Here is a 24,930-nt window from a genome sequence, read left to right on the forward strand (position 1 = left end):
TATTATAAACTACCTATTGCTTTTTTATAACTGGCTTCATTGATTTTGTATTCCACCTTTGCATCAATGAGACTGCTGTATGCCTGTTGCCAGATGACCTGTGCTTCCTGCACATCTTTGCCAGTGATGGTACCAGCTGCAAAGCGGTCAGTGGCGAGTTTCAGGTTCTCATCTGCCTGTTGCAAGGAGAGTAAAGAGAGATTTACCTTGCGGGAAGATTGATTCAGTGCAAGGTATGCCTGTTGTATTTCCAGATCTACCAGTTCTTTCGTGTCAATGAGTTGTTGCTCCTGTGCAGCAAGTTTCAGGGTTTGTTCTTTGACTTTACCGGACTTTTTACCCCAGTCAAAAATGGGCACGCTGATGCTGGCTATTCCAAAATAGGAGCCCATGAAATCACTGCCATCTTTGAGATTGATGCCTTTGCCGGCGGTGGCAAGACCACTGAAACCAACACCTATAGTGGGGAGTGACTCTGCCTTCAGGAGTTGCTTTTGCAGTTGACCTGCTTCGATCGCCTGATTTAATAAGAGGATCTCCGGTCTTTTATCACTTCCATTACTTTGTAAAGATTGTGTCTGAAAATCGCCTGAGATACTGTCTGCAATGATAAAGCTTGTGTTGCCTGCCATACCGGTGAGTTGTGCAAGACGTAATTTAGCGAGTACCAGGCCGTCTTCTGCTTTGGTAATGTTGAGTTCCGCTTCATTCAGGTTGACATCCACTCTTAACAGGTCATTCTTGTAAATGAGACCTGCATCATAAGAGTTTTGCAAATCCTGGTGGAGTACTTTCAGCATGTCTCTGAAGCGGTTGGCGAGTATGATCTTTTCCTGCACCTGTATCACCTGCCAGTAGGCAGTTTCTACATTGAGTAATACCTGCGAGCTGGTGAGCACACGTTGTGTTTCTTTGATCTCTACGCCTTTGTTGGCAGCAGCTTTGCCTGTCCTGATCTTACCACCCGCATAGATGGCTTCTGAAGCGGTCACCATGGCACTACCGAAATAATCCGGGATCAAACCATTGAATGCACCTCCGATTGGTTTGCCCAGGTAAACGCCTGTGACAGAGCCGTCTATAGTAGGATATGCATTTGCAGCAACTGATTTTGCGGCTGCTTTGGCGGCATCTATTTCGTATTGTGCCGCTTTCATTTGCCTGTTTTGTTCCAGTGCCATTTTGCGGGCATCTGTCAGCGAAAGTGTGACTGATTGCGCATGCAAAAAGAACGGACTACAAATCAAGACTATTATCATTAAGGCCGTTTTGGCTGGTTTGTATTGAATATCAGGTGTGCCTGTCGTCTCGTGCGGATGACGTACGAATAAATAATATAAGACCGGTATGACGAATAATGTCAGTACCATAGATACGATCAATCCTGAAGCCAATACACTCCCTAATGGCGCCCATAGTGGTGACTTACCTACAATCATTGGAACGACACCGATCGCTGCTGCTGCTGAGGTCAGGAATATCGGGCGCATACGGCGTTTTGCGGCGGCGAGTGCAGCGGCCTTAATGCTATAGTGGTGATCTCGTACTAATTCATCTGCATAATCTACGAGGATGATACCATTTCTTACAACGATTCCAATAAGACTGATAATACCCATGAAGGCAGTCATACCCATAGGATTACCGGTAATGTATAGTCCTAAAAAAGCGCCTAATAAACTCAATGGGAAAGTAGCAAGAATGATTAGTGTCTTGCCAAAAGTTTTAAACTGAAAGAGCAGTGTAAGCAATATCAATAATAGACTTGTGCCTAATGCTAAACCCATGCCTGGTGCATTCTCTGCGGATGATTCTGCATCACCACCATATTCGATATGCACGCCATCCGGGAGTGATAATTTTGCAATAGCTGGTTGTACTTTCTTTAAAATATCGGACGCCCTTATCCCACGTTGTGCTTCGGAGAGTACTGTGAGTGTACGTAATCCGTTCCTATGTGCAATGACACCGGTGTGCCAGGAAGGCCCGATGTCAGCTACCTGTTTTAGCAGAACTTTATTGATATGCAGATTACCCAGGTCACTGAAATTCGTTCTGTTGGCAGTATCTAACCGAAGATAAACCTGTATGGGTTTATCGCCTTCCCATAATTGTGTCACAGCAAAGCCTTTCAGACCTGCTCCCATGGTTTGGGTAATGGCCTGATTTGGTATACCAAGACGGGCAGCATCATCCTCTTTTATCTTCAGACTGATGCCAAGATAATCATCTTCATAATCGGAGCGTACCCAGTTCGTGCCTTCAGCCTGTTGTAAGATATCTTTTACCTGTTCTGCTACTTTTTTCTGATCATTCAGATTCTCTCCTACAATACGTACCGCAATAGGAGAACCTTCCTGCATGCTTAACTGACGCAGACGTACATAACCATCCGGAAGATATTTATCGAAGATGGGCAGGTATTTTGCCACCAATTCATTTGTCGCTTCACTGCTCACTGTATTGATGAAGACCTGTGCAAAATTGCGTCTTGGCATCTCTGGTGCATAGGTCACATTGAAACGGGGAGAGCTGGTGCCAATAAAGCTGGCGGTATTCACTACGCGACTATCTTTCTTCAGTTCTGCTTCGACGGCCTTCACCACCTTTTCTGTTTCTTCCAGAGAGGTGCCATTGGGCATCCAGATCTCTGCATTGAATTGTTTGCTTTCACTCAGCGGGAAGAATTCCTGGCTGACTTTACTTGCTAATACCAGTGCCAACACCAGCGCCAGTACAGCAATAGATACAGTGATCTTAGGGAAGCGGAAGGCGATTTCAATTCCTTTATTGAAAGTCTCCTGCAATCTGTCTAAAAGACTACGTTTATTACTCCTGTTGCTCATCTTATGCTTTAATCCCTGTTTGATAAAAACATAACAGGTATACGGCGTCACAAGCAAAGCCACTGCCATAGAGGTAATGAGTGCGACAGCTACTGTTACCGGCAGTGCAGCGATAAAGTCTTTTGCGATACCAAACATAAAAATCGCCAGTGGTGCGAATGCAAACACGATCGCCAGTGTAGCCGTAAAGATAGGCAAAGACAACTGCTTTGCTGCCTGCCAGGCCGCCGTCCATGGAGTAATATCTTCGTCGAGTTTTTCAATGTAATTGTCTACTACCACAATGGCATTATCCACCACCATACCCAATACAATGATCAGTGCAGCCAGTGTAACCTGGTGCAATTCAATACCCATAATATTGATGATACCAAATGTGATCAGGATGGAAATAGGCGCTGCAACCGAAGCTACAGCTGCTACACGGAATGGCAGAAGTAGCATTACAACGAGTATTACAGAACCGATGGCCAATCCAAATTCACGCATGAAGTGTTTGATACTTTCATCCACTACTTCAGGTTGATTGACGATGGTGTTGATCTGGATGTCATCAGGTAATTTGGATTTGACAGCGGCCAGCTTTTTTTCTACGGTATGTCCAAACTGCACGATATTATTACCGGGCTGCATTTCGATGGCCAGCATCAATACACGGTCATTACCTACACGAATGTATGAAGAGGGTTCTTCGTACCTGCGGGTGATGGTCGCTACATCTTTCAGTCTTACGACAGTGCCTGTAGGTGTGGTATAGATGATCTGTTCAGCAATATCTTTCTCTGTTTTGTACTGGCTATTTGTAAATACCGGAATTGTATTGGAATTGACAGTTACTTCTCCAGAATAACCGGTCACGTTCTCCATTTGCAGTGTGCGTACAATAGTGGACAGATCAAAGCCGTATTGTTGCAACTGTTCATCATTCACAGTGACATAAATCTGTTGTTGCTGTCCACCGGAACGATTGATCTTGGAGACTTCGGGAATAACTTTCAGACCATCTTCTATTTTATCCATGTACTTCTCCAGTTCTGCATAGGTGCGGATAGGAGAGGAGACGGTAATAATCTGTGCCGTTACATCGCCGAAGTTGCTGTTGACTACAGGGCCAATTACGCCTGAAGGAATATTTGATCTGAGTGTTGTATTAAGGCCGTGTTGTAAAGTGCTCCAGAACTTCTTACGGTCTTTTACTTCGGTATGCAGGTTGACTGTGATGAATACCTGTCCGTCTTTCGTTTGTGAAGTTGTTTTCTTCTTATCTATTTCTTCGTAGGAAAAAAGAAATTGTTCGATTTTATTCGTTACCTGTTTCTCCATTTGCACTTCGTCGGCACCCGGATAGAAGGCATACACCATGGCGACAGGCATATCGATCTTTGGATTTTCCGAACGGGGCATATTCAGGAGGGCATAGAGTCCCAGCAGGAGCAGCATACCCATGGCTACCAACGTCACCTGCTTATATTTCATGGCAGCTTCAATAAAGCTGATTCTTTGTCTTTTCATTTAGCCTTGTTTAAATGATTATTCAACCGTCACGGTGCTTCCATCTTTGAGGTGTGATTGTCCGTTTGTGATCAGCTGATCGCCTTCCTGTAAACCGTTGGTGATGATCACTTCATTGCTGCCGGTGAGCAGCCCTGCGGTGATCCTTTTGCGGATGGCCTTGTGTTGTTCATTGGCGATGTATACATAAGTGAGGTCATCTGCATCTCTGACAATGGCGGTAGCAGGAATGGAAATGGTGTTGACGGTTTTGCCTGTATTGATAAATACAGCAGTGAGCATGCCGGGTAACAGCCGGTTGTTGCTATTGGCCAGTTTTATTTTGATGGTATATGTCCGGGAAACAGCATCGGCTTGTGGATTAATGATGGTGATCCTGCCGGGAATGGTGTCTTCAAGGGTTGGAATGTATACTTTGGCATCCATCCCATTGCGGATAGCGCCTACTTCTGTTTCGGGTACAGTGATCTTTGCGGTGACAATATCAGTTTTGATAATTGTGAATGCAGGAATACCGGGAGCGGCGGTACTACCTTTTTCTATCTTACGGGCAGTGATAATGCCGGAAATGGGTGCGTATAATTTACTATCGGCAATGTGTTTGGCGTTGATACTTTTGTTGGCTTGTGCCTGTGCGAGTTTAGATTTTATTTCGATATAATCTTTGGCGGGCAGACTTCCTTTCTGATAAAGGTCATTGAGACGTCGGTACATGTCTTCAGCCTGGTCCAGGGAGGCATTTGCAATAGCCAGTGCATTGTTGTATTCAGTGGCATCGATACTGGCCAGCAGTTGTCCCTGTTGCACATGGTCGCCTTCCTGCACACTGATGTTATTAATGGTACCAGCTACCGCAAAACCGATGTCGGCGGTGTTGTCAGCTTCGATGGTGCCGGAATAACTTAACTGCTGAGGAAGCGGATCCTTTTGAATGCGGATGGTTTTTACTTTAACCGGATCGGACTGTGGTTGCTTATCGGCTTTGGTGCCACAGCCAGCCATCAGGGTAACCATTAGAAATAATGATGCCTGCCTTACAATCAATGTCATAAAATTGGTAATTGAAAATTGAACAGATGATTTCACATGGCAAAGGTGGATGTATTAAAGCGGAGAAAAAGGTTAGAATATCGGTAAAAATGGTCTGAATGTCGGTTCAGTATTTATAGTAGAAATAAATAACAAGGCCGGAATATGATTATTCCGGCCATTCCTTAAACCTACAACTGTTACACTGTGTTGTAACACTAATCTTTAGTATTTTCGTTGGATCTGTCTGTACTCTTTAGGAGAGTGGCCGACGAATCGTTTGAAGTATTTTCCGAAGAAGGACTGATCACTAAAGTTCAGTTCTTCTGCTATTTGAAGGATACTGAGTGTCGTGTCGCTAAGCATGCGTTTGGCTTCGAGTATCACAAAGTGATCAATAATTTCTCCTGCTGTTTTTCCGCTGATTTCTTTAACGGTTTCAGTCAGGTATTTAGGGGTTACATGCAGCAGTTCTGCAAATGCCTGTACATTGCGTTGTTGTCTGAAATGCTGTTGAACATGCGAGGTAAATGCCATGACAAGATTTTCTTTGCGGGAAAAGTCGGCGTGGTTGATCCTTGCATACTTCTGTCCCATACCGCCCAGTTCGTACAGTAGGCTGGCGAAGGCATGATAGAAGAGTTCCTTACCGTAGGTATGAGTATTGTATTCTTCAGTACGATGCAGGAGCAAATTGAAGGTGTTGGCAATAGTGTTAGCATCTTTATCTTCCAGTTGCCAGTGAGGACAATATTTCGTACTAAAGTAGTTCATAAGATCGAGTAGCTTATCTGCGAAGATCTTGCCCATGAAATCGATGGTGGCGGAGAGACCGCAGAGTATGGCATTGTCATCCATTGCAATCACCTGCTTCAGTGCGTGTGGTGTGGCGAGCAGGAGGCTGTTAGGCTCCATAATATGTTCTTCGAGGTTGATGGAGATAGTGAGTGTACCTTTAACAACGAGAATGATGCCCAGGAAGTCAGACCGGAAATTGTTCCGCAATGCAGGGATGTCCATGAACCGGAGATTGCAGTTGACCGCAAAACCGGGTACGGTTGACTTCAAGTCAATTTCTGCATCCTGCACGAGTTCTGAATGTTTGTAAACATTCGCTCCCTGTTTTTTACCTGCCATGCTTCATAATTGTGGTCTTTGAATCCGGATGTAAAGTTCTGATTATAAATTTAAACCAAAAGGTTCAATAGTCGGCAAAACTGGTCTAAAAGTCGGTTTGATTCCGGTTAATTTTCATTGTCTGATTGACAATTAAAAATAATATGCCTACCTTGTTTTGAATCCATGTTTAAATAAATGAAACGGTCTCGCTTTACAATCATGCTGCTCATGACGGCTGCCTTTGCCCATGCCCAGCAGCGCATTACAATTGATGTCAACAAAAAGGCGCAGGTAATAGATAATATAGGTTCTTCCGGTGCCTGGTTTTCGGAGGGGATAGGTAAATACTGGCCGCCGGAGGTACGGGAGCAGATGGCCCGTTGGCTTTTTAGTAAGGGACTTAATAAGGATGGTTCGCCGGAGGGGATCGGGCTTTCCAGCTGGCGGTTTAATATTGGTGGTGGTACGGCGGAGCAGGGGGACAGTAGTGGAATAAAGGATTTCAGGAAGCGTGCGGAGTGTTTTTTGAAACCGGATGGCACCTATGACTGGTCTAAGCAGTCAGGATATCTTTGGTTTACGAAAAAGGCGAAGGATTATGGCGTAGAAACATTAATTGCATTCTCGAATACGCCACCGGTATGGATGAACCAGAATGGGTTGGGGTATAAGACAGAGAAGGATCATCGGTCTAATCTGAAGCTAGATCAGTATGATGCGTATGCTGCATTTTTAACGAATGTGTGGCAGCATTTTGATAAGGAAGGATTGCATTTTGATTATATCAGTCCAGTGAATGAACCACAGTGGGATTGGAGTCATCCTTATGGGGATGCGGATCAGGAAGGTACTGCGTGGACGAATAGTGAGGTGGTAAGAATTGCGGGGGCGTTGGATACTGCACTCAATAAGGTGAGGGCCAAAACGAAGATATTACTTTCCGAAGCCGGACATCTGGAATATCTGTATGCGCAGCAAGGGACGGCTTCGCATCAGATACAGGCATTGAAAGCCGGTGGTGTTTACAAGCTTTCTCATGTACCGGCTATTATTGGTGGGCATAGTTATTTTACAGATAAGGGAGATAGCAGCAGGAGAGCGATTCGTAAGCATGTGGCAGATACGGCATCCAAATATGGTCTGCAGTACTGGCAAACGGAGTATTCCATGTTGGCGGATGGATACAAAGATGGGCATGATGGGCCGCGTACAGCCATGGATTGTGCGTTGTTCCTTGCGAAAGTGATGCATGATGATTTTGTATATGGAAATGCTGCGGCATGGCAGTTTTGGAATAGCTGGGAGCCGGGAAAGTCTGATATGGATACGAGGTATTATCTGGTGGCATTGCATCCGAAGGATAAAACGTATAAAGATGGTACGGTGACGGCGGTAAAGAATTTGTGGGCGCTGGGACAGTATAGCAGATTCGTAAGGCCGGGAATGCAGAGAGTGATGGCGGAGAGCAGGGATGAGGATGTGTTGGTGAGTGCATTTGTAAGTAAGAAGCAGGTGGTGTTGGTGTGTGTGAACTATGGGGAGAAGGCTGTTGTAGTGAATATGGAGGTGAAGGGAAGAAAGGTAAAGAAGGTGAGGTATTATGAAACCAGTAAGGAAGAGGATATGAAATTGCATGAAGTTCGTTCAGGGAATGAACAGATTGAACTGAAGGAGAGGAGTGTGGTGACGGTGGTGATGGAGTAGAAAGAGTAGTAGATATTTGGAGGCTCGTAAAACCTTGTTTTACGAGCCTTGTTTTTGAGTAAAAGGGTGAGTAGTGGAGGGTTTGGAAGGAATGAACAAGGAATGAACAGGAAAGTAATTGGGGGAAGATATAGATTTGGAGGATGAACTTAGAGAAGTATTTATTCGAAGCCAACGAAGACCGGACAACGTTCACATTTGAAAGCCTGGGGCCAAATGGGACGATTAGCAAGACGATCAAATACTTTGAAATAGGACGGCTACCTGATGGAACTCCTATTCTGAATTTAGGATTTGGTGATGCTGATGATAGTCCGAATGAATTTAATGATAGCATTACTTCAAATAATGGAGATAGAAGTAAGGTTTTAGCAACGGTAGCAAATACTATTTTCAATATTTTCAGCCATTGGGGTAATGCAGTAATTCTTGTTATAGGAGGAACACCCGCCAGAAATAGATTATATCAAATGGGCATAAATGCAAACAAAGCGGAAATTGACTCTCATTTTGATATACTAGGCAGAACTCCCATGGGCTGGGAGTATTTCAAAAAAGGGGTAAATTATACGGCATTTATGGCCAAAAAGAAAAACTATAAAATTGAATAACATGACTAAGCAAGTACCACTTACCTGGGAGGAATATTGTAGTAAATTCCCCAAACCGGGCATTTTAATAATGACCCCGGAACAAGAAGCAGCTATTAACAATAGCCCTTATTTTAAAGAGAAAAATGAAAGGGCCATACGTATTCTGAAGGAACATCCACTCCCCTGGGGTGAAATCATTTGGAAAGATTAATCTCCCTTCAAGAACCAACCAATACCCCCCATTAGCACATTTAAACCAATGCGCTAATGGGGTTTTTATTCTCGTCCTTCCTCCCCAATAGGAATGTATAGGACAGTTGCCCCAACCCCATTCCCTACATTTGAAAAATCAGATAGTGTAGCCACTATTCAAATTCCACAGTTAAACTAGATAAAAACCACAATTCCACTATTTATGCAAGCTATTCTTGGTGTATTTTTTCATTTCATCGGAGGCTTTGCCTCGGGCAGTTTTTACATCCCATTTAAAAAAGTTAAAAACTGGGCCTGGGAAAGTTACTGGATAGTAGGCGGATTCTTTTCCTGGCTGATCGTGCCCTTCCTCGCAGCATGGATCACCATCCCCGACTTCCTTAGCATCATCCGCGCGACTGACGGCACTACACTATTCTGGACCTATCTGATGGGCGTATTATGGGGCATCGGCGGTCTCACCTTCGGTCTCACCATGCGCTACCTGGGAATGTCTCTTGGTATGTCTGTAGCCCTCGGCTACACTTCTGCTTTCGGCGCATTGATCCCGCCTATTTACAGGGATCTCTTCACCAGCGACACCGCCCATACTTTTTCTTCCATGATTCATCACATCAGCGGACAACTCGTCCTTGCCGGTGTGGCCGTTTGTTTACTCGGTATTGCCATCTGCGGGAAAGCCGGGATGATGAAAGAAAATGAACTGTCAGATGATCAGAAGAAAGAGAGCATATCTGAGTTCAATCTGAAAAAAGGATTGATCGTAGGTACAGTATCAGGTATCCTCAGCGCCTGTTTCAACTTCGGTATCGAAGCAGGAAAACCAATGGCTGCCATTGCGATCCAGCAGGGGTGCAACCCGCTCTTTCAGAATAATGTCATCTTCGTGGTGCTGCTCTGGGGCGGTTTAACTACCAACCTGTTCTGGTGTTTGCTGCTGAATGCACGTAATAAAACCTTCAGCGATTATACCAATAAGAAAACGCCACTGGCAGGCAATTATTTCTTTGCTGCTATTGCCGGTACGACCTGGTTCTTCCAGTTCTTTTTCTATGGAATGGGTGAGAGCAAACTGGGAAATGGCGCCAGTTCATGGATATTGCATATGGCATTTATCATTATGATTTCCAGCCTGTGGGGAATTACATTGAAAGAATGGAAAGGCGTGAGTTCGGCGACGTTTAAAACTATACTGGCAGGTGTATTGACGATTATGATTTCAGTGTTGCTGGTGGGTTATGGTAATTCGCTAGGATAAAAAATCAAGACAAAAATATTTAAACATACATACATGATTCAGTCTGTAAATTTCAAGCACGTAAGCTACTTATGGGATGAGGAAAAGGCCGCCGCAATGGCCGGTGACGAAGTAGGCCTGTTAATCTACCGCTCTAACCTCCTGGGCGCAGATCTTCGCTTAACAAACTATGGCGGTGGTAATACTTCCTGCAAAGCCATGGCCAAAGACCCGCTTACCGGAAAACAAACAGAAGTGATGTGGGTAAAAGGCTCGGGTGGTGACCTAGGCACCCTCAAACGTAGCGGACTCGCCGCTTTGTACGTAGACCGCCTGCACAGCCTCGAAAATATTTACAATGGCATTCAGATGGAAGATGAAATGGTTGAACTCTTCAACCACTGCATTTACGACCTGAAATCCAAAGCTCCTTCTATCGATACTCCCCTGCATGGCTTCCTGCCATTCAAACATATCGATCACCTGCATCCGGATGCTGCCATCGCTATCGCTGCGGCCAAAGATGGTGAACGTATCACACGGGAACTCTTTAACGGCACCATCGGTTGGGTGCCCTGGCAGCGCCCTGGCTTCGACCTCGGCCTGCAACTCCGCCAATGTTTGCAGGAGAACCCGGGTATCCGGGGCATCATGCTCGGCTCTCACGGTCTCTTCACCTGGGGTGATACCGCCTACGAAAGCTATATCAATACCCTCGAAGTAATAGAGCGCTGCGCTTCTTACCTCGAAGATAATTATAACAAAAAACGCCCCGTATTCGGTGGCGCTAAAAGTGCTCCTGCTGCTCCTGAAGTACGTAAAAAACAAGCCGCTGCACTGGCGCCTGTTTTACGTGGACTTTGCTCCGGCCATACCCGTATGATCGGGCACTTTACCGATGATCCACGTGTATTGGAGTTTATTAATTCCAACGACCTCGATCGACTGGCGCCATTGGGTACCAGCTGTCCTGACCACTTCCTGCGTACTAAAATCAGTCCGCTGGTGCTGGACCTGGACCCACTGGCATCACTCGATGACGTAGCTACTGTGAAACAACAACTGGCGCCTGCATTTGCAGCTTACCGCCAGATGTATACTGAATACTACAATACCTGCCGTCATGATAACAGCCCTGCACTGCGTGATCCGAATCCGGTAGTGATCCTCTATTCTGGTATCGGTATGTTTACTTTTTCAAAAGATAAACAAACTGCCCGCGTAGCTGCTGAATTTTATATCAACGCTATCAACGTAATGAAAGGCGCAGAAGCTATTTCTGAATACACCGCCTTACCCCGTCAGGAAGCATTTGATATAGAATACTGGTTGCTCGAAGAAGCAAAACTGCAACGTATGCCTAAGCCGAAAGCTTTATCTGGTCGCATTGCCCTGGTAACAGGTAGCGCTGGTGGTATCGGTAAAGCAATCGCTAAGAAATTCGCTGACGAAGGCGCATGCGTTGTCATCAATGACAACGATGCCGGCCGTCTTGAAAAAGCAAAAGTCGAATTCCAGAAACAATATGGTCCCGATGTATTTGCTGCAGCTATACTCGACGTGACTAAATCTGCTGATATCAATGAAGCATTCGCTGTAGGCGCCCTGGCATTTGGTGGGGTAGACCTCGTAGTGAACTGTGCGGGTCTGTCTATCTCCAAACCACTGGAAGCACATACCGAAAAAGACTGGGATCTGCTGTATGATGTATTGGTAAAAGGTCAGTTCCTCGTCACGCAGGCTGGCGTAGCAATCATGCGTAAACAGGATATGGGTGGCGATGTGCTGAACATCGTAAGCAAAAACGCCCTCATGAGTGGTCCTAACAACGCGGGGTATGGTTCTGCGAAAGCTGCACAGCTGCACCTGAGCCGCCTCAATGCCGCTGAATTAGGAAAAGACAATATCCGCGTAAACGTCATCAACCCTGATGCTGTGATCGCTGATAGTAAAATATGGGAAGGTGATTGGGCTGCAGGTCGTGCCAAAGCTTATGGCATCTCTGTAGAAGAACTGCCTGGTTACTACGCAAAACGTACCCTGCTCAATCAGATCATATTACCTGAGGATATTGCCAACGCCTGCTTCGCACTGACTGGTGGCTTGCTGAACAAGTCAACCGGAAACGTGGTGAACGTGGATGGTGGTGTGGCGACAGCCTTTGTAAGATAAACAACCCCGGCAAGGCTTGCAAAGCAATATGCAGGCCTTGCCTATCCGGCATATTTTCGTTAAATTGAATCACGCGCAAAATTCTGGTTATGAATATCGAAAAATTCCACATTTCTGATTTTAACGACGCCCGCAAACAAGCCCACGATCGCAATTTTCAGCATATCTCTGAAAAAGTCAACCATCTCAATGAGGTTCTTGAAAAACTGGAAGAATTCCAGGTAGCTATTCCGAGTTGGGCCCTTGGCACCGGCGGTACCCGCTTTGGCCGTTTTTCCGGTGGTGGTGAACCGCGTAACCTGGAAGAAAAGATCACTGACATCGGTTTGCTGCATGCCCTGAACCGCAGCAGTGGCGCTGTTTCATTGCATATCCCATGGGATATTCCTGAAAACACAGCAAACATCAAAGCCCTCGCTGCACAATACGACATCCGTTTTGATGCCGTAAATTCAAATACCTTTCAGGATCAGCCCGGACAGGAATATAGCTATAAGTTCGGCTCTCTGCACCATACTGACAAAGGTGTTAGACAACAAGCCGTAGAACACAACATCGAAGTGATCCGCTACGGAATAGAACTTGGCTCTAACGCACTCAGCATCTGGCTGGCTGATGGCTCCTGCTTCCCTGGTCAGCTCAATTTCCGTGGTGCATTTAAACGTACTTACGAAAGTCTCCAGGATATCTATGCAGCACTGCCTGACGACTGGAAAGTTTACATCGAATACAAAGCCTTCGAACCCAATTTCTATAGCACTACTATCGGCGACTGGGGTCAATCCCTTTTATTTGCCAATAAACTAGGTCCGAAAGCCCAGACATTGGTTGACCTGGGACATCACCTCGCGAATGCAAATATCGAGCAGATTGTAGCCCTCCTCCTTATGGAAGGCAAGCTGGCCGGATTCCATTTCAATGACTCCAAGTATGGTGATGACGACCTCACAGTAGGTAGCATCAACCCTTATCAGTTATTCCTCATCTTCAATGAACTGGTAGAAGGTATGGATGCCCGTAGTATGCACCACGCCAGCGACCTTGGCTGGATGATCGATGCTTCTCACAATGTAAAAGATCCGTTAGAAGATCTGCTGCAATCAGTAGAAGCCATCAAGATCGCTTACGCACAGGCGCTACTGGTTGATACCAAAGCACTACAGGCTGCACAGCAGAATAATGATGCAGTAGCCGCACAGGAGATACTGCAACAGGCTTACCGCACAGATGTACGCCCACTGGTTGCACAGGCCCGCCTGAATGCAGGTGGTGTACTGGATCCGATTGCGTTTTACCGCCAGTATAAGGTGAGAGAAAACCTGATCAAAGAGAGAGGATTGAAGACGGTCGCAACAGGCCTGTAATCCTGGCCGGTTATAGACTCAGGATCACCGCCACTTCTAATGCCCATTTACATATTGAGATTGAGATTGAATTTGTCAATGTGCAAAAGGCATATTGACAAATTCTTTTCTAAACAGCAGCCATGAATTGCATCGCTATCTTAGACATCGGTAAGACCAACAAAAAGTTGTTCCTTATCAATGAACAATACCACATCGTCTATGAAAGAGGCATGAGCTTCCCTGAAACCAAAGACGAAGATGGTGACAAATGTGAAGACATCCAACTTCTCACCCAATGGGTGAAAGATAGTCTGAAAGAACTCACCACCCAACCTGCTTTCCACGTCAAAGCCATGAACTTCAGTACATATGGCGCCAGCTTCGTTTACCTCAATGAGAACGGCGAAGTCATTGCCCCTTTGTACAACTACCTCAAATCGTATCCCACACCATTACAAAATACTTTTCACAACAAATACGGTGGGCAGCTGCTGATCTGTAGCGAAACGGCTTCGCCTGCACTCGGTAGCCTGAATTCCGGCTTACAATTGTATCGTATCAAAGAACAACAACCAGAGTTGTACAACCAGATTCGTTATGCCTTACACCTTCCGCAATATGTAAGTTACCTGATCTCTGGCAAGTACATGACTGATATTACAAGCATCGGCTGTCATACCATGCTATGGGATTTCAATCACCAGCAATATCATCACTGGGTAATTCAGGAAGGAATTAGCGACAAACTACCCCCAATCTTCCCGGCAAACGCCGTTACCAGATGCAAAGGAAATGTGGATGCCTCAAACCGACCCATCGATTACGTAGTCGGTGCCGGCCTGCACGACAGTTCCGCAGCGCTTATTCCTTACCTGGAAAGCTTCCAGGAACCCTTTGTACTCATCAGTACAGGTACCTGGTGCATCACCCTGAACCCATTCAATGACCAACCACTAACCCCTGATGAACTGGAACAGGACTGCCTCTGCTACCTTACCTACCAGGGACGCCCTGTAAAGGCTGCCCGTCTCTTTGCTGGTAGTGATCACGAGCAACAAGTTCGCAGGCTGTCAGAATATTATCAAACACCGGTAAATTGCTATCAGCAAATCGCCTTTGACCCCGCTATATTTGCCCATTTGCAGGCAACAGCGGTAAAGGAAGCACCGCTCTCAGGAAAAGACCTGTTACAGGCCTCCCGGTTTGCTCATAGATCATTGTCAGATTTCACGAGTTACGAGATTGCTTATCACCAGCTAATTATGGACCTGATGAAACAACAGCAGCACTCTACTGCGCTTGTGACTACAGGTACAGCGGTGCGACGTATTTTTGTGGACGGTGGTTTTGGTAAAAACCCGGTGTACATGCACATGCTGGCAGCGGCATTTCCTCAGATGGAGGTATTTGCAGCTTCTGTCGCACAGGCAACTGCCATCGGGGCAGCGCTGGCTATTCACCAGCACTGGAATACCCAGCCTCTACCCGGCGATCTGGTTGAAATGAGGCATTATGCAGTGAACAGGGAATTCGCGTACAGGTAGCGCCTTATTTAAACGAACTTACATGAAAGTAGGACTCTTTATACCTTGCTATATTGACCAGTTCTATCCGCAGGTGGGCATCGCCACTTTATCCCTGCTGGAAAAACTTGGTTGCGAGGTAGTATATCCGCAGGGGCAAACCTGTTGCGGACAACCCATGGCAAACTCTGGTTTTGAACACCTCACCGGTGGTTGTAATGAACTATTTGTCAACAACTTTGCAGACTTTGATTACATCGTATCGCCATCGGGTAGTTGTACGCTACATATCAAAGACCATCTGCACGTGCATGACAAAGAAGATGCTGCGACCCATATTCGTCAGCACATCTACGAATTGTCTGAATTCTTGACAGACGTACTCAAGGTCAAAAACCTGACCGCCCGCTTCCCGCATAAAGTTGGTATTCACCAGAGTTGTCACGGACAGCGTGGCCTGCACCTCGCACAGATGACGGAGCTGGTAGCAGCCCCTTATTCCAAACCACAGCAACTTCTGCAAATGGTGGATGGACTGGAACTGATAGAACTGGACCGTAAGGATGAGTGCTGCGGTTTCGGTGGTACCTTCTGCGTATTCGAAGAAGCGGTTTCTGTGAAAATGGGGAAAGACCGTGTAGCTGATCATGAAAAGCATGGTGCCGAATATATCACAGGTAATGATGTCAGCTGTCTCATGCACCTGGAAGGTATTCTCAAAAGACAGCAGAGCAAGGTGAAAGTACTGCACATCGCAGAGATCCTGAATGCTGCTTTTTAAACACCAAAACTGATCTGAATGGAACCAACAACTGCACATAAAGAGCACGCTGAACTGGCGGAGACCTTCAATAAAGACGAAGCGAGAGTAAACTGGCATGATGAGACCTTGTGGTGGGTACGTCAGAAGAGAGATAAAATGGCGTGGTCCCTCCCTGAATGGGAAGACCTGCGTGAAACCGCGTCCCGGATCAAGTTCAATGTACTCGGCAATCTCCATGATTACCTGGTAGAATTTGAAAAGAATGCGCAACTCAACGGTGCGGCCGTTCACTGGGCGGCTGATGCTAAAGAACACAATGAAATCGTACTAAAACTATTACAGGAACAGGGCGTGCAGCGCATGGTAAAAAGTAAATCCATGCTCACGGAAGAGTGTCACCTGAACCCATTTCTGGCAGAACATGGCATTGAAGTGATCGATACGGATCTGGGCGAGCGCATTGTGCAGCTGGCGAAGGAACCTCCCAGTCACATCGTACTGCCTTGTATCCATAAAAAGAAAGAAGAAATCGGAGATCTGTTCCATATTCACTTAGGTACCCCTGCGGGGAATGCGGATCCTAAGTTCCTCACTGCGGCTGCCAGACTACACCTCAGAAAGGAATTTATACAGTCCCGCGCGGCGATCACGGGCGTGAACTTTGCCGTAGCCGAAACAGGGGAGATGGTAGTGTGTACCAACGAAGGGAATGCCGATATGGGCGCTCACCTTGCAGATGTACATATTGCCTGTATGGGGATTGAGAAAATCATCCCGCAGCGTAAACACCTCGGGGTATTTCTGCGTTTGCTGGCGCGTAGTGCTACCGGGCAGCCGATTACAACTTACAGTAGTCATTTCCGGAAACCTGGAGCAGGACAAAAACTGCATATCGTGCTGGTAGATAATGGACGTAGCCGTCAGTTGGGCAGGGAGGAATTCCGTAACTCACTGAAATGTATCCGTTGTGGTGCATGTATGAACACCTGTCCGGTATATCGCCGAAGCGGTGGTCATAGTTATCACAACGCGGTAGCGGGGCCAATCGGGGCGATCCTGGCACCTAACCTGGATATGAAAGAGAATGCGGACCTGCCATTTGCATCTACGCTCTGTGGCTCCTGTTCAAATGTATGTCCGGTGAAGATCAATATTCACGAGCAGCTGTATAAATGGAGACAGGTCATTGTGCAGGAAGGATACGCGACGACTTCCAAGAAAGCAAGTATGCAGATGATGAATATGGTGCTGTCAAGACCGACAGTGTTTAAGACAGCTGGTGGGGTAGGACGCTGGGTAATGCGACATTTCCCTGGCGTGGTGAATAATGGGTTGAACCCATGGTATAAACAAAGAGATATGCCGGAAGCACCGAAACAGTCATTCGCTGATTGGTATAAAAAGAACAAAACGCTTTAGCCTTAGGTTAAAGCGTTTTGTTTAAATTCTTTTTGTCCAGGCCTTTTAAATGATCCAGGTCTCCTTTCACAGTACCTGCAACCCCTTCAAACACGTAATTCTTTCCATCACTTACCACCCTCACACCAATCTTCCCATTCCCCTCGTCGTATATTTCATAGGCCGCATCGTCATTTTTAAAGGCTAATTTCCCATTACTGAGGGTCATGGCACCTCCTACATTCTCCTGCGTCTTTTCGTCGTATATGACCTCCGGATAGGAGAATTCTATACTGCCATCTTTCTGACACAGGGCATAAAACAGGAACTCGCCCTGCGCTGCCTGAAACAATACGACCTGTTTCCCGTTCTTTGCCAGTGTAAATGAGAACAGGGTATCTGCTTCTGAAATATATTGTTTCAAAGTTTGTTCCTCCTTCCCATTCACCCAGGTCTGCTGAGATACTTCTTCGAAGAAAGGTTCTGTATTACTCAAACTTGATTCTTCCACACTCAGTGTCTTTAGCTGTCCATTCTCTACTTTAAACCGGGAAAACTGGTGCCAGCAGCAACCACTCTTCGTCATGGTCTCCAGTACCTTATCTTTCTGGTTGACAACAAACATCCCACAATACTCCTGCGCCAGCCTGGTAAAAGCGTCACTATGCTTAAAACCCACTCCCTGCGCCAGCCAGATCTGGAAAGAAGGCCCGTGGTAACAACTATTTTGTCCATCCATGAGGGCAAAATCCTTCACCCCGTCAAAATTGAAATCCTCATAAATAATCAGGCTTTGCTCCCCATAAGGAGCCTCCATGATATTGGCCTTCACCTGGCCTTCATGCAAATCAAAGGTGAGTTCATCCGACGTTGTGTGCATCAGCTCTTTCTTCGTTGCTCTGTCAAATACCTTTACTGTACCGGCTTTGAACACGTCTGCCGTATCGCGCACCTGCACCAGTCCGTAGTATTTGTTCGAGAAACCATCAATTTTAAAAGAGATAGAATGCTGCGCAAAAGCATTGCTGCATGCCAAAAGTAGAAGAATAAGAGGAGTTGTTTTCATGACAATAAGTTCCACTACAAAGCTAACAACAGTTAGCGAGGTGTGCAAGTTTCTTCTGTAGCCTTCTTTCCACTTCCTGTACCCTCCCGGTACACAGCGGTAGGCGGCACCTCATCCGTGGCAGGGGCCTACCATCTTTCCTTCTCTTACACGGCACGTTCGTTGTATCTCAATACGTTGTTGACCTATCATTCATCCTTTAAATGCTGAACTATGTTATCAGATCATTTAGTTGTAATGCAAAAACACGAAACCCCGCCCTGTGTTTCAATTGTCGTAGCATTAGACGGGGCGCAGGATAGAAAAGCGGCCTTACAACTGGTAAACCAATCCATTGAAGAAACCGCAGCCCACCTCCGTACCGCCTGGCCTGACAAGGCGGAGGCACTGACTAATGCGTTAATTGAACTCTCCGATAGTTATACATACAGCCCTGTAGACAAAGGTATAGGGTTATATGTAGCGCCAAATTATAATACGCTATTCTGCTTCTCCTTCCCGGTGCAGGCAAAAGTGTGCCTTGGGAAAAAATTCGCGTTGCGTGAGCTATTGTACCAGGAACAATACGGTTTTGACTACCTCGTATTGCACCTGGAAGAGAAAAAGGTCCAGCTATATCGTGGTAGGATGGGCCGGCTGGAACAGATGAACGATGCTAACTTCCCATTCAACTTTGATAACGAATACGACTATGGTACAACTACCACAGGCGAAAGAAATAAGGATAAATCTGTGGTAGCAAGTCTGCGTCAGAAGAGTTTCTATAAGGCGGCAGACAAATTGCTGGAAGCTTACCTGCACGGACAGCCTTTGATCTTAACCGGGCCTACTAAAGATATCGGATACTTCGAAGATGTATCCAATCACAAAAAAAATGTCACCGCTTCCGTTCATGGCAATTTCTCCAGTGTGCCATTGAAGACGTTGGAAGACAAAGCATGGCCGGCAGTAAAATCTTTTATTGAAATGCGGGATCAGCAGGTGATCCGTGAACTGGAAGATCGGAATGCGCAGGTGGTAGATGGGATACGGGATGTACTGCGTGCCGCCAGAAATGGACAGGGTAGTAAGCTGTTGATTGAAAAAGATTTCAACCCGGCAGACTTTACCGATGAACTCACAGGTCGTTTAAGAACCCAAAGCCCTGAGACAACTCATACCATTGATGCCGTTGAAGACGCTATGCGCGCAGTGATCGATAAGAACGGGGAAATTATATTTGTAAAAGACGGGGTTTTAGAAGACCATAAACATATCGCATTAATTACACGTTGATTAAATATGCTTGTCCAGGTATGTTTCATTGGGTTAAACATGAGGCAGCGGGAAGAGTGTTCCTGCTGCCTCATGTTTTGTTATTGAACCACTTATTATTGTGCAACATCCCACCACATGCGGGAGGTGTAATTATCTCCACCACTCAGCAAAGCCACGGCTGCATTATAGTTCGTAGCATTCGCTGTTTTCTCACTGGATTGATAAGGGATCCTTCTTGGAATAGTTCCGTTGGTAAAGTTGTTACTATATACCACTGGTGTCAGCTCCGGATATCCTGATCTGCGCCAGTTGATCCATGCTTCAATATGATTGAAAAGCGTACCATCTGTAATCCAGTATTGTTCGTTGATCTGCTTCAGAGAAGCCGTAGTGGAAGTTACATCCAGTGGATGCGCTGTCGTATAGGTTGCTGCGGTAGCTGCAGAAATAGTCGCTTCTGAAGAACTGAAAGTAGCGAGTGACTGCATTGCTGCTGCCACACCATTTGCATAGTGCACAGATGCCGCGCTACCTACACTCCAACCTCTCACAGCTGCTTCTGCCAGCAACAGTTCTGTCTCTGCATAGGTTAAGACAAAGTTAGGACCGCTTTTATCCCTGAAAATGGCGACCGTAGGTCTGGAATAGTTGCCCAACGGTGCTTCATCACTACTACTGCCGGTCGCACCAGGATAGCCCGGAGCATTGCTGATATCTGTCGTACCACCATTCAGATCATACCCATTGGGCATACCCAGCTGTACGCTTGAATCCATATCACCTGCGAGTGACTGATCATTATTGGCTGTCAGCCCTGCTTCCGGGATCTCTCCAATGATAGACAGGCGCGGGTCATTGTTTGTTCGGAGGTAGTCGATGAAAGACTGACTCCATTTCACTTCTCTGAAATCATCTGATACCAGCAGCGAGCTGGCGGTACTATTCGTATAGCCATTTGAATTATCTGCCAGTACAAACGCGTTGTCGTCAATGCTGCTAAAAACCCCACCGGTATATGCTTTCTCTGCGTAGGTCTTAGCCGTGGTCAGGTCCACTTTGGTAAGCCGCATGGCCATTTTCAGCATCAGTGAATAACCCAGTTTTTTCCACTGTGCAATATCCCCATCATAAAATAAGTCAGAAGTGATCTCATCTGCCGAAGCATCCAGTTTCTCCGTCGCACTGTCTACCTGTGCGAGCATGTTGTAGTAAATAGAATCCTGGGTATCATATACGGGCTCTGTGATACCTTCCTTTGCCTGCAAGGCCTGGGAGAAAGGAACATTTCCATAAGAATCCGTCACTCGCTGCAGGATCATATTTTTCATAATCAGACCGATGTAGTAAAGGTTCATTTTCCCTTTCTCTTTTGCAAGGGTCATCATCTCGTACGCATAACTTGCTGCCTGGTAGTCTGCATTCCATGGATTATCCTGGTAAGACACCTGGTTGGTAGAAGCTACATACTTATCACCATTACTATAATAGCCATAAGTGGAAGACAACACCTGTACCCACATACTTTCAAACAACAACTGGTTATACCCCGTATTGGAATAATACCATTCGGAATAGGAGAGCAGGTAGTTTGGATCCAGGGAAGAGGAACTGGTAGCATTAGGATCCGTATTAACTGAATCAAATTTCTTGGTACAACCGTTGACAAACAGTGCAGCTACGGCTGCTATATAGAGGAAACGCTTTCTCATTGTCATTATTTTTTGAATTTGAAGTTTACATTAATACCGTAGGACCTTGTGCTGGGCAAACTGGTTCCTTCGATACCTGCGTAACTGATCGTGGATGAAAAGGCAGCTTCAGGATCAATGTTGTCAGTATGTTTCATTAATACCAGCAGATTGCGTGCTACCAGTGACACATTGATAGCAGAGAAGGGGGTGCGGCTCAATGTTTTTCCGTTCAGGCTGTAGCCCAGTGTTACCTGGCGTAGCTTGATGAAGCTCCCATCCAGCACATGCAGGCGGGATACGTTGACAGCCAGAGCTTGGTAGTACGTCTGGGCTTCTGTCTGACTGGTATTGGTTGTACCATCTTCGTACACACCTTTGGCCGTTACACCGTCTTCGCGACCTTCCAGGGTATTCTTGTTCAGACCACGATACATGGAATAGTAGCTGGTAGCAGACAATACCTTGTTACCAAATTTGCCATCCACGAGGAAGGAGAAATTGAAATGTTTATAACGGAAATCGTTATTGATGCCGCCAAACCATGAAGGCAGCACACTGCCGAAGGCCTTGTAACTACCTCTCTCAGGAATACCGGAAGAGTTTACAACAATGTTACCATTGTCATCATACAGGTAATCGTACGCCATTATCTGTGGACCAGCCATGCCTTTTACCAGTGCTGTGGCTGCATTTCGGGGTCGGTAGGTACCCAGGCTCAGGGTAGTACTGGTACTGTTACTGCCATAAATATCGATGATTTTATTCTTCACATTAGTGGCATTCACAGATACATTCCAGCTGAAATCATCATCTTGAACAGGTGTGCCGGTCAGCAATATTTCCACGCCCTGGTTTTGTGTGGAACCGGTACCGATATACTGGGTGGAATAACCGGAGGCCGTAGAAAGGTTTCCGCTGATGATCTCATTATGCGTCTTACGATGAAAATAAGCCAGGTCTACCCCTAACCTGTTATCAAAGAACTTCACCTCCAGACCGGTTTCTACCTCTTTAAGGGTGTAAGGTTTCAGGTTTGTATTGGGTAATGCACTACTGAAGTTGGCCGTGATATAATCGTTGATACTGTTCTGTTGCGTATAATAAGTCTGGGTGATATAAGCATCAGTAGGCTCGCCACTTGCATTGGCCCAGGAAGCGCGGAACTTACCATAACTCATTTTAGGCACCTTCACCAGTTCTGAGAAGATAAAACTTCCAGACACAGAAGGCACAAAAATGTTCCTGTTGTTAGCCGGCAGGGTAGAATAGGTGTCATAACGACCTGTAGTCGTTAGTGTCAGGAAGTTCTTGTAAGAGAGATCCAGGTTATAATAAGCAGAGTGTGCTTCTTTATTGGTCAGGTCATAGGTCCTGCCATAGGTCACCACATTCGTATAGTTATACAGGTAAGGAATGATGAAGTTGTCGCCGGTTACACCTATGATTTCATCTTTGTACTTTCTCAGTGCGGCACCGAGTGAGAGGTTGAAATCAAAATCATTTTTAATCCTGTGTTTGATGCCTACCAACGCGTCGGTGTTCATTTCCTTGCGGGATTCATTATTCAGGCTGTAGTCACCGCTAACAGTGGTACCATCGCTGGATGACCAATCGTACAGGGTACCCCATGGGGTGATCTGCCGGGTAACGTCACTGATGAAGTCATAGCCGACCCTTGCCTGTGCATAGATCCAGTCAGTAAAGTCATAGCGGGCAGTCATAGCGGAAATGAGGCGGGAGCGGGTAATTTTATTTTTGCTCTGGTTGAGTACGAAGTAAGGGTTGGTGACGTATGTGTCGTCTGTCCAGGCTATTTCCTTCCCATCTGCCGAAGCATCATAACCCGGTGCTAATATAGATTCCCTGATATTACCAGCGAGGAACATGCCATTGTTTGGGTTCAGTGGCCCATCACTCAGGTAGGGCTTATTATTCGATTGTTCGTCGATATAGTTAGCCGCCACTGTCACCTTAAGTTTTTCAGATACTTTCTGATCTACATTAAGGCCGATGGTTTTCCGGTAAAGTGTATTATTGGATAAGATACCTTTATTGTTCATATCTGACAGTGATAAACGGAAGGTACCGTTATCGCCCCCGCCGGAAGCAGATACAGTATTGGTAAAAGTTGTACCGGTACGGTAAAAGTTCTCCAGGTTATTCTTCACAGCTGCATATGCGTAAGTATTGCCATCGAACTGAATGGTCTGTACACCATCCATTTTTTCGCCCCATGCCAGGCGGGTACTGTTTTGCGCGGCAGTAGTGGTAGTCGGTCTTTCACCGCTCTGGCCCTGGCCGTATTCATACTGGAAGTCAGTAAAATTAATTGCTTTATCAGCAGCAAAATTGGAGTTGTATTCTACCTGAAGGGTGTTCTTTTTCCCTGTTTTGGTGGTGATGAGTATCACCCCGTTTGCAGCACGGGAACCGTATAAGGCAGCAGCAGATGCTCCTTTCAATACACTCATACTTTCAATATCATCAGGGTTGATGTTAGATAAACCATCACCATAGTCGGCACCACCCCATTCTGTGGCACTACCACGCTGTGTGTTATCCATTGGAACACCGTTGATCACGAAGAGCGGACTGGAAGCAGAGAAGCTCGCCATACCGCGCAGCAGTATTCTTACAGATCCACCGGGACCACCACTGGTACCGCTTACATTCAAACCAGCTACACGACCTGTAAGGGAATTACCTACGTTGGTTTCACGTGCTTGTGTCATCAGGTCGCCGCCTACTTTAGATACAGAGTAACCTAATTTCTTCGATTCTTTGGTGATACCCAATGCGGTCACCATCACTTCGCCAAGCTGGGTGGAAGACTGATCCAGGACAAGATCTATCATAGATTGATTGGGCGCTACCTGTATGGTTTTGGTACCATAACCTACGAGTGATACTTCCAGTTCCACTGAGCCGGCGGGAATTGGCAAAGTATAAGAGCCATCGGGTTTTGAAAAGGTAGCGTTGTTCTTACCTTTTACTTTGATTGTAACTGCTATAAGGGTCTCTCCGGTTTTGGCGTCTTTGACAGTGCCGGATAACTGTCGGGTTTGTGCAAATACTGTCTGACAAAGCAGCAGTACCATCAAAAGAAGTGATAGCTTCCTCATCATGTGCTAGTTTTTGGTTTATAATAATGACAAGTTTTCAAAAGACTAGCAGTACAGGCAATACAAAGCTGTTGGTAAAGTTTACCAGCAAATTAGATTAAAAGGAATAGGCATAACTTGCCCTTAGGCATTAGCGCATGCCTTGTTTTTCATGTGTTGTTATGTTTGTTAGATTTAAAATGATCCTTTAGCCCATACATTCCCCCGTCAGGCAAAACCTATTCATTGTTAACTGTCTGGTTGTATAAAGTAGTATTATTAGTTTCTCATAATTAAGTCAACAGCTAGTAGCTTGTGGACTGTTACTAAAACGTTAAAGCTAATGTATTGATGTGTCTT

The 24,930-nt window shown here is 45.9% G+C and carries 16 protein-coding genes; 10 read left to right on the plus strand and 6 right to left on the minus strand.

Going from position 1 to position 24,930, the window contains the following annotated elements; translation table 11 throughout:
* Positions 1-2: 2 nt before the first annotated feature.
* From QQL36_RS21630 to QQL36_RS21640, 3 genes are all read right to left on the minus strand, one after another.
* Positions 3-4,358, minus strand: a complete 4,356-nt coding sequence (locus QQL36_RS21630; RefSeq protein WP_321566729.1) for an efflux RND transporter permease subunit — start codon at positions 4,356-4,358, stop codon at positions 3-5.
* 18 nt (positions 4,359-4,376) lie between these two features.
* Complete coding sequence (locus tag QQL36_RS21635; RefSeq protein WP_321566730.1) at positions 4,377-5,408, minus strand: efflux RND transporter periplasmic adaptor subunit; 1,032 nt, start codon at positions 5,406-5,408, stop codon at positions 4,377-4,379.
* Between the two features lie 204 nt (positions 5,409-5,612).
* Positions 5,613-6,524: a helix-turn-helix domain-containing protein gene (locus QQL36_RS21640; protein WP_083722850.1), complete on the minus strand. Its 912-nt coding sequence runs from the start codon at positions 6,522-6,524 to the stop codon at positions 5,613-5,615.
* Between the two features lie 177 nt (positions 6,525-6,701).
* Here QQL36_RS21640 and QQL36_RS21645 point away from each other — a divergent pair, with 177 nt between their 5' ends.
* From QQL36_RS21645 to QQL36_RS21685, 9 genes are all read left to right on the plus strand, one after another.
* A complete protein-coding gene (locus QQL36_RS21645; RefSeq protein WP_083722849.1) occupies positions 6,702-8,210 on the plus strand; it encodes a glycoside hydrolase in 1,509 nt (502 codons plus the stop codon).
* Positions 8,211-8,353: 143 nt separating this feature from the next.
* The gene (locus tag QQL36_RS21650; protein ID WP_083722848.1) at positions 8,354-8,821 is read left to right on the plus strand and encodes a DUF6934 family protein; all 468 of its coding nucleotides are present in this window, start codon (positions 8,354-8,356) and stop codon (positions 8,819-8,821) included.
* 1 nt (position 8,822) lies between these two features.
* Positions 8,823-9,014: a hypothetical protein gene (locus QQL36_RS21655; RefSeq protein WP_083722847.1), complete on the plus strand. Its 192-nt coding sequence runs from the start codon at positions 8,823-8,825 to the stop codon at positions 9,012-9,014.
* Between the two features lie 204 nt (positions 9,015-9,218).
* Complete coding sequence (gene rhaT / locus QQL36_RS21660) at positions 9,219-10,274, plus strand: L-rhamnose/proton symporter RhaT (RefSeq protein ID WP_083722846.1); 1,056 nt, start codon at positions 9,219-9,221, stop codon at positions 10,272-10,274.
* A 33-nt stretch (positions 10,275-10,307) separates the two neighbouring features.
* Positions 10,308-12,425 carry a bifunctional aldolase/short-chain dehydrogenase gene (locus tag QQL36_RS21665; RefSeq protein WP_321566731.1) on the plus strand — a complete coding sequence of 706 codons (2,118 nt, stop codon included), beginning with the start codon at positions 10,308-10,310 and terminating at the stop codon, positions 12,423-12,425.
* An 89-nt stretch (positions 12,426-12,514) separates the two neighbouring features.
* Positions 12,515-13,789, plus strand: coding sequence for a TIM barrel protein (locus QQL36_RS21670; protein ID WP_321566732.1), 1,275 nt, complete (start codon positions 12,515-12,517; stop codon positions 13,787-13,789).
* 122 nt (positions 13,790-13,911) lie between these two features.
* A complete protein-coding gene (locus tag QQL36_RS21675; protein WP_321566733.1) occupies positions 13,912-15,315 on the plus strand; it encodes an FGGY-family carbohydrate kinase in 1,404 nt (467 codons plus the stop codon).
* Between the two features lie 22 nt (positions 15,316-15,337).
* On the plus strand, positions 15,338-16,075 hold the full coding sequence (locus QQL36_RS21680; RefSeq protein ID WP_320572979.1) for a (Fe-S)-binding protein: 738 nt from the start codon (positions 15,338-15,340) through the stop codon (positions 16,073-16,075).
* 18 nt (positions 16,076-16,093) lie between these two features.
* On the plus strand, positions 16,094-17,476 hold the full coding sequence (locus tag QQL36_RS21685) for a lactate utilization protein B (RefSeq protein WP_321566734.1): 1,383 nt from the start codon (positions 16,094-16,096) through the stop codon (positions 17,474-17,476).
* 7 nt (positions 17,477-17,483) lie between these two features.
* On the opposite strand, the gene QQL36_RS21690 is transcribed toward QQL36_RS21685, so the two are convergent.
* Positions 17,484-18,521 (minus strand): XAC2610-related protein, encoded by a 1,038-nt coding sequence (locus QQL36_RS21690; protein WP_321566735.1) that lies wholly within the window; start codon positions 18,519-18,521, stop codon positions 17,484-17,486.
* A 213-nt stretch (positions 18,522-18,734) separates the two neighbouring features.
* Here QQL36_RS21690 and QQL36_RS21695 point away from each other — a divergent pair, with 213 nt between their 5' ends.
* Positions 18,735-19,796, plus strand: a complete 1,062-nt coding sequence (locus QQL36_RS21695) for a hypothetical protein (RefSeq protein ID WP_179091107.1) — start codon at positions 18,735-18,737, stop codon at positions 19,794-19,796.
* 95 nt (positions 19,797-19,891) lie between these two features.
* On the opposite strand, the gene QQL36_RS21700 is transcribed toward QQL36_RS21695, so the two are convergent.
* On the minus strand, positions 19,892-21,487 hold the full coding sequence (locus QQL36_RS21700; RefSeq protein WP_321566736.1) for a SusD/RagB family nutrient-binding outer membrane lipoprotein: 1,596 nt from the start codon (positions 21,485-21,487) through the stop codon (positions 19,892-19,894).
* A 5-nt stretch (positions 21,488-21,492) separates the two neighbouring features.
* Positions 21,493-24,594 carry a SusC/RagA family TonB-linked outer membrane protein gene (locus tag QQL36_RS21705; protein WP_321566737.1) on the minus strand — a complete coding sequence of 1,034 codons (3,102 nt, stop codon included), beginning with the start codon at positions 24,592-24,594 and terminating at the stop codon, positions 21,493-21,495.
* Positions 24,595-24,930 lie beyond the last annotated feature (336 nt).

It is taken from the genome of Chitinophaga sp. LS1 (genome assembly GCF_034274695.1).
Taxonomy (GTDB): domain Bacteria; phylum Bacteroidota; class Bacteroidia; order Chitinophagales; family Chitinophagaceae; genus Chitinophaga.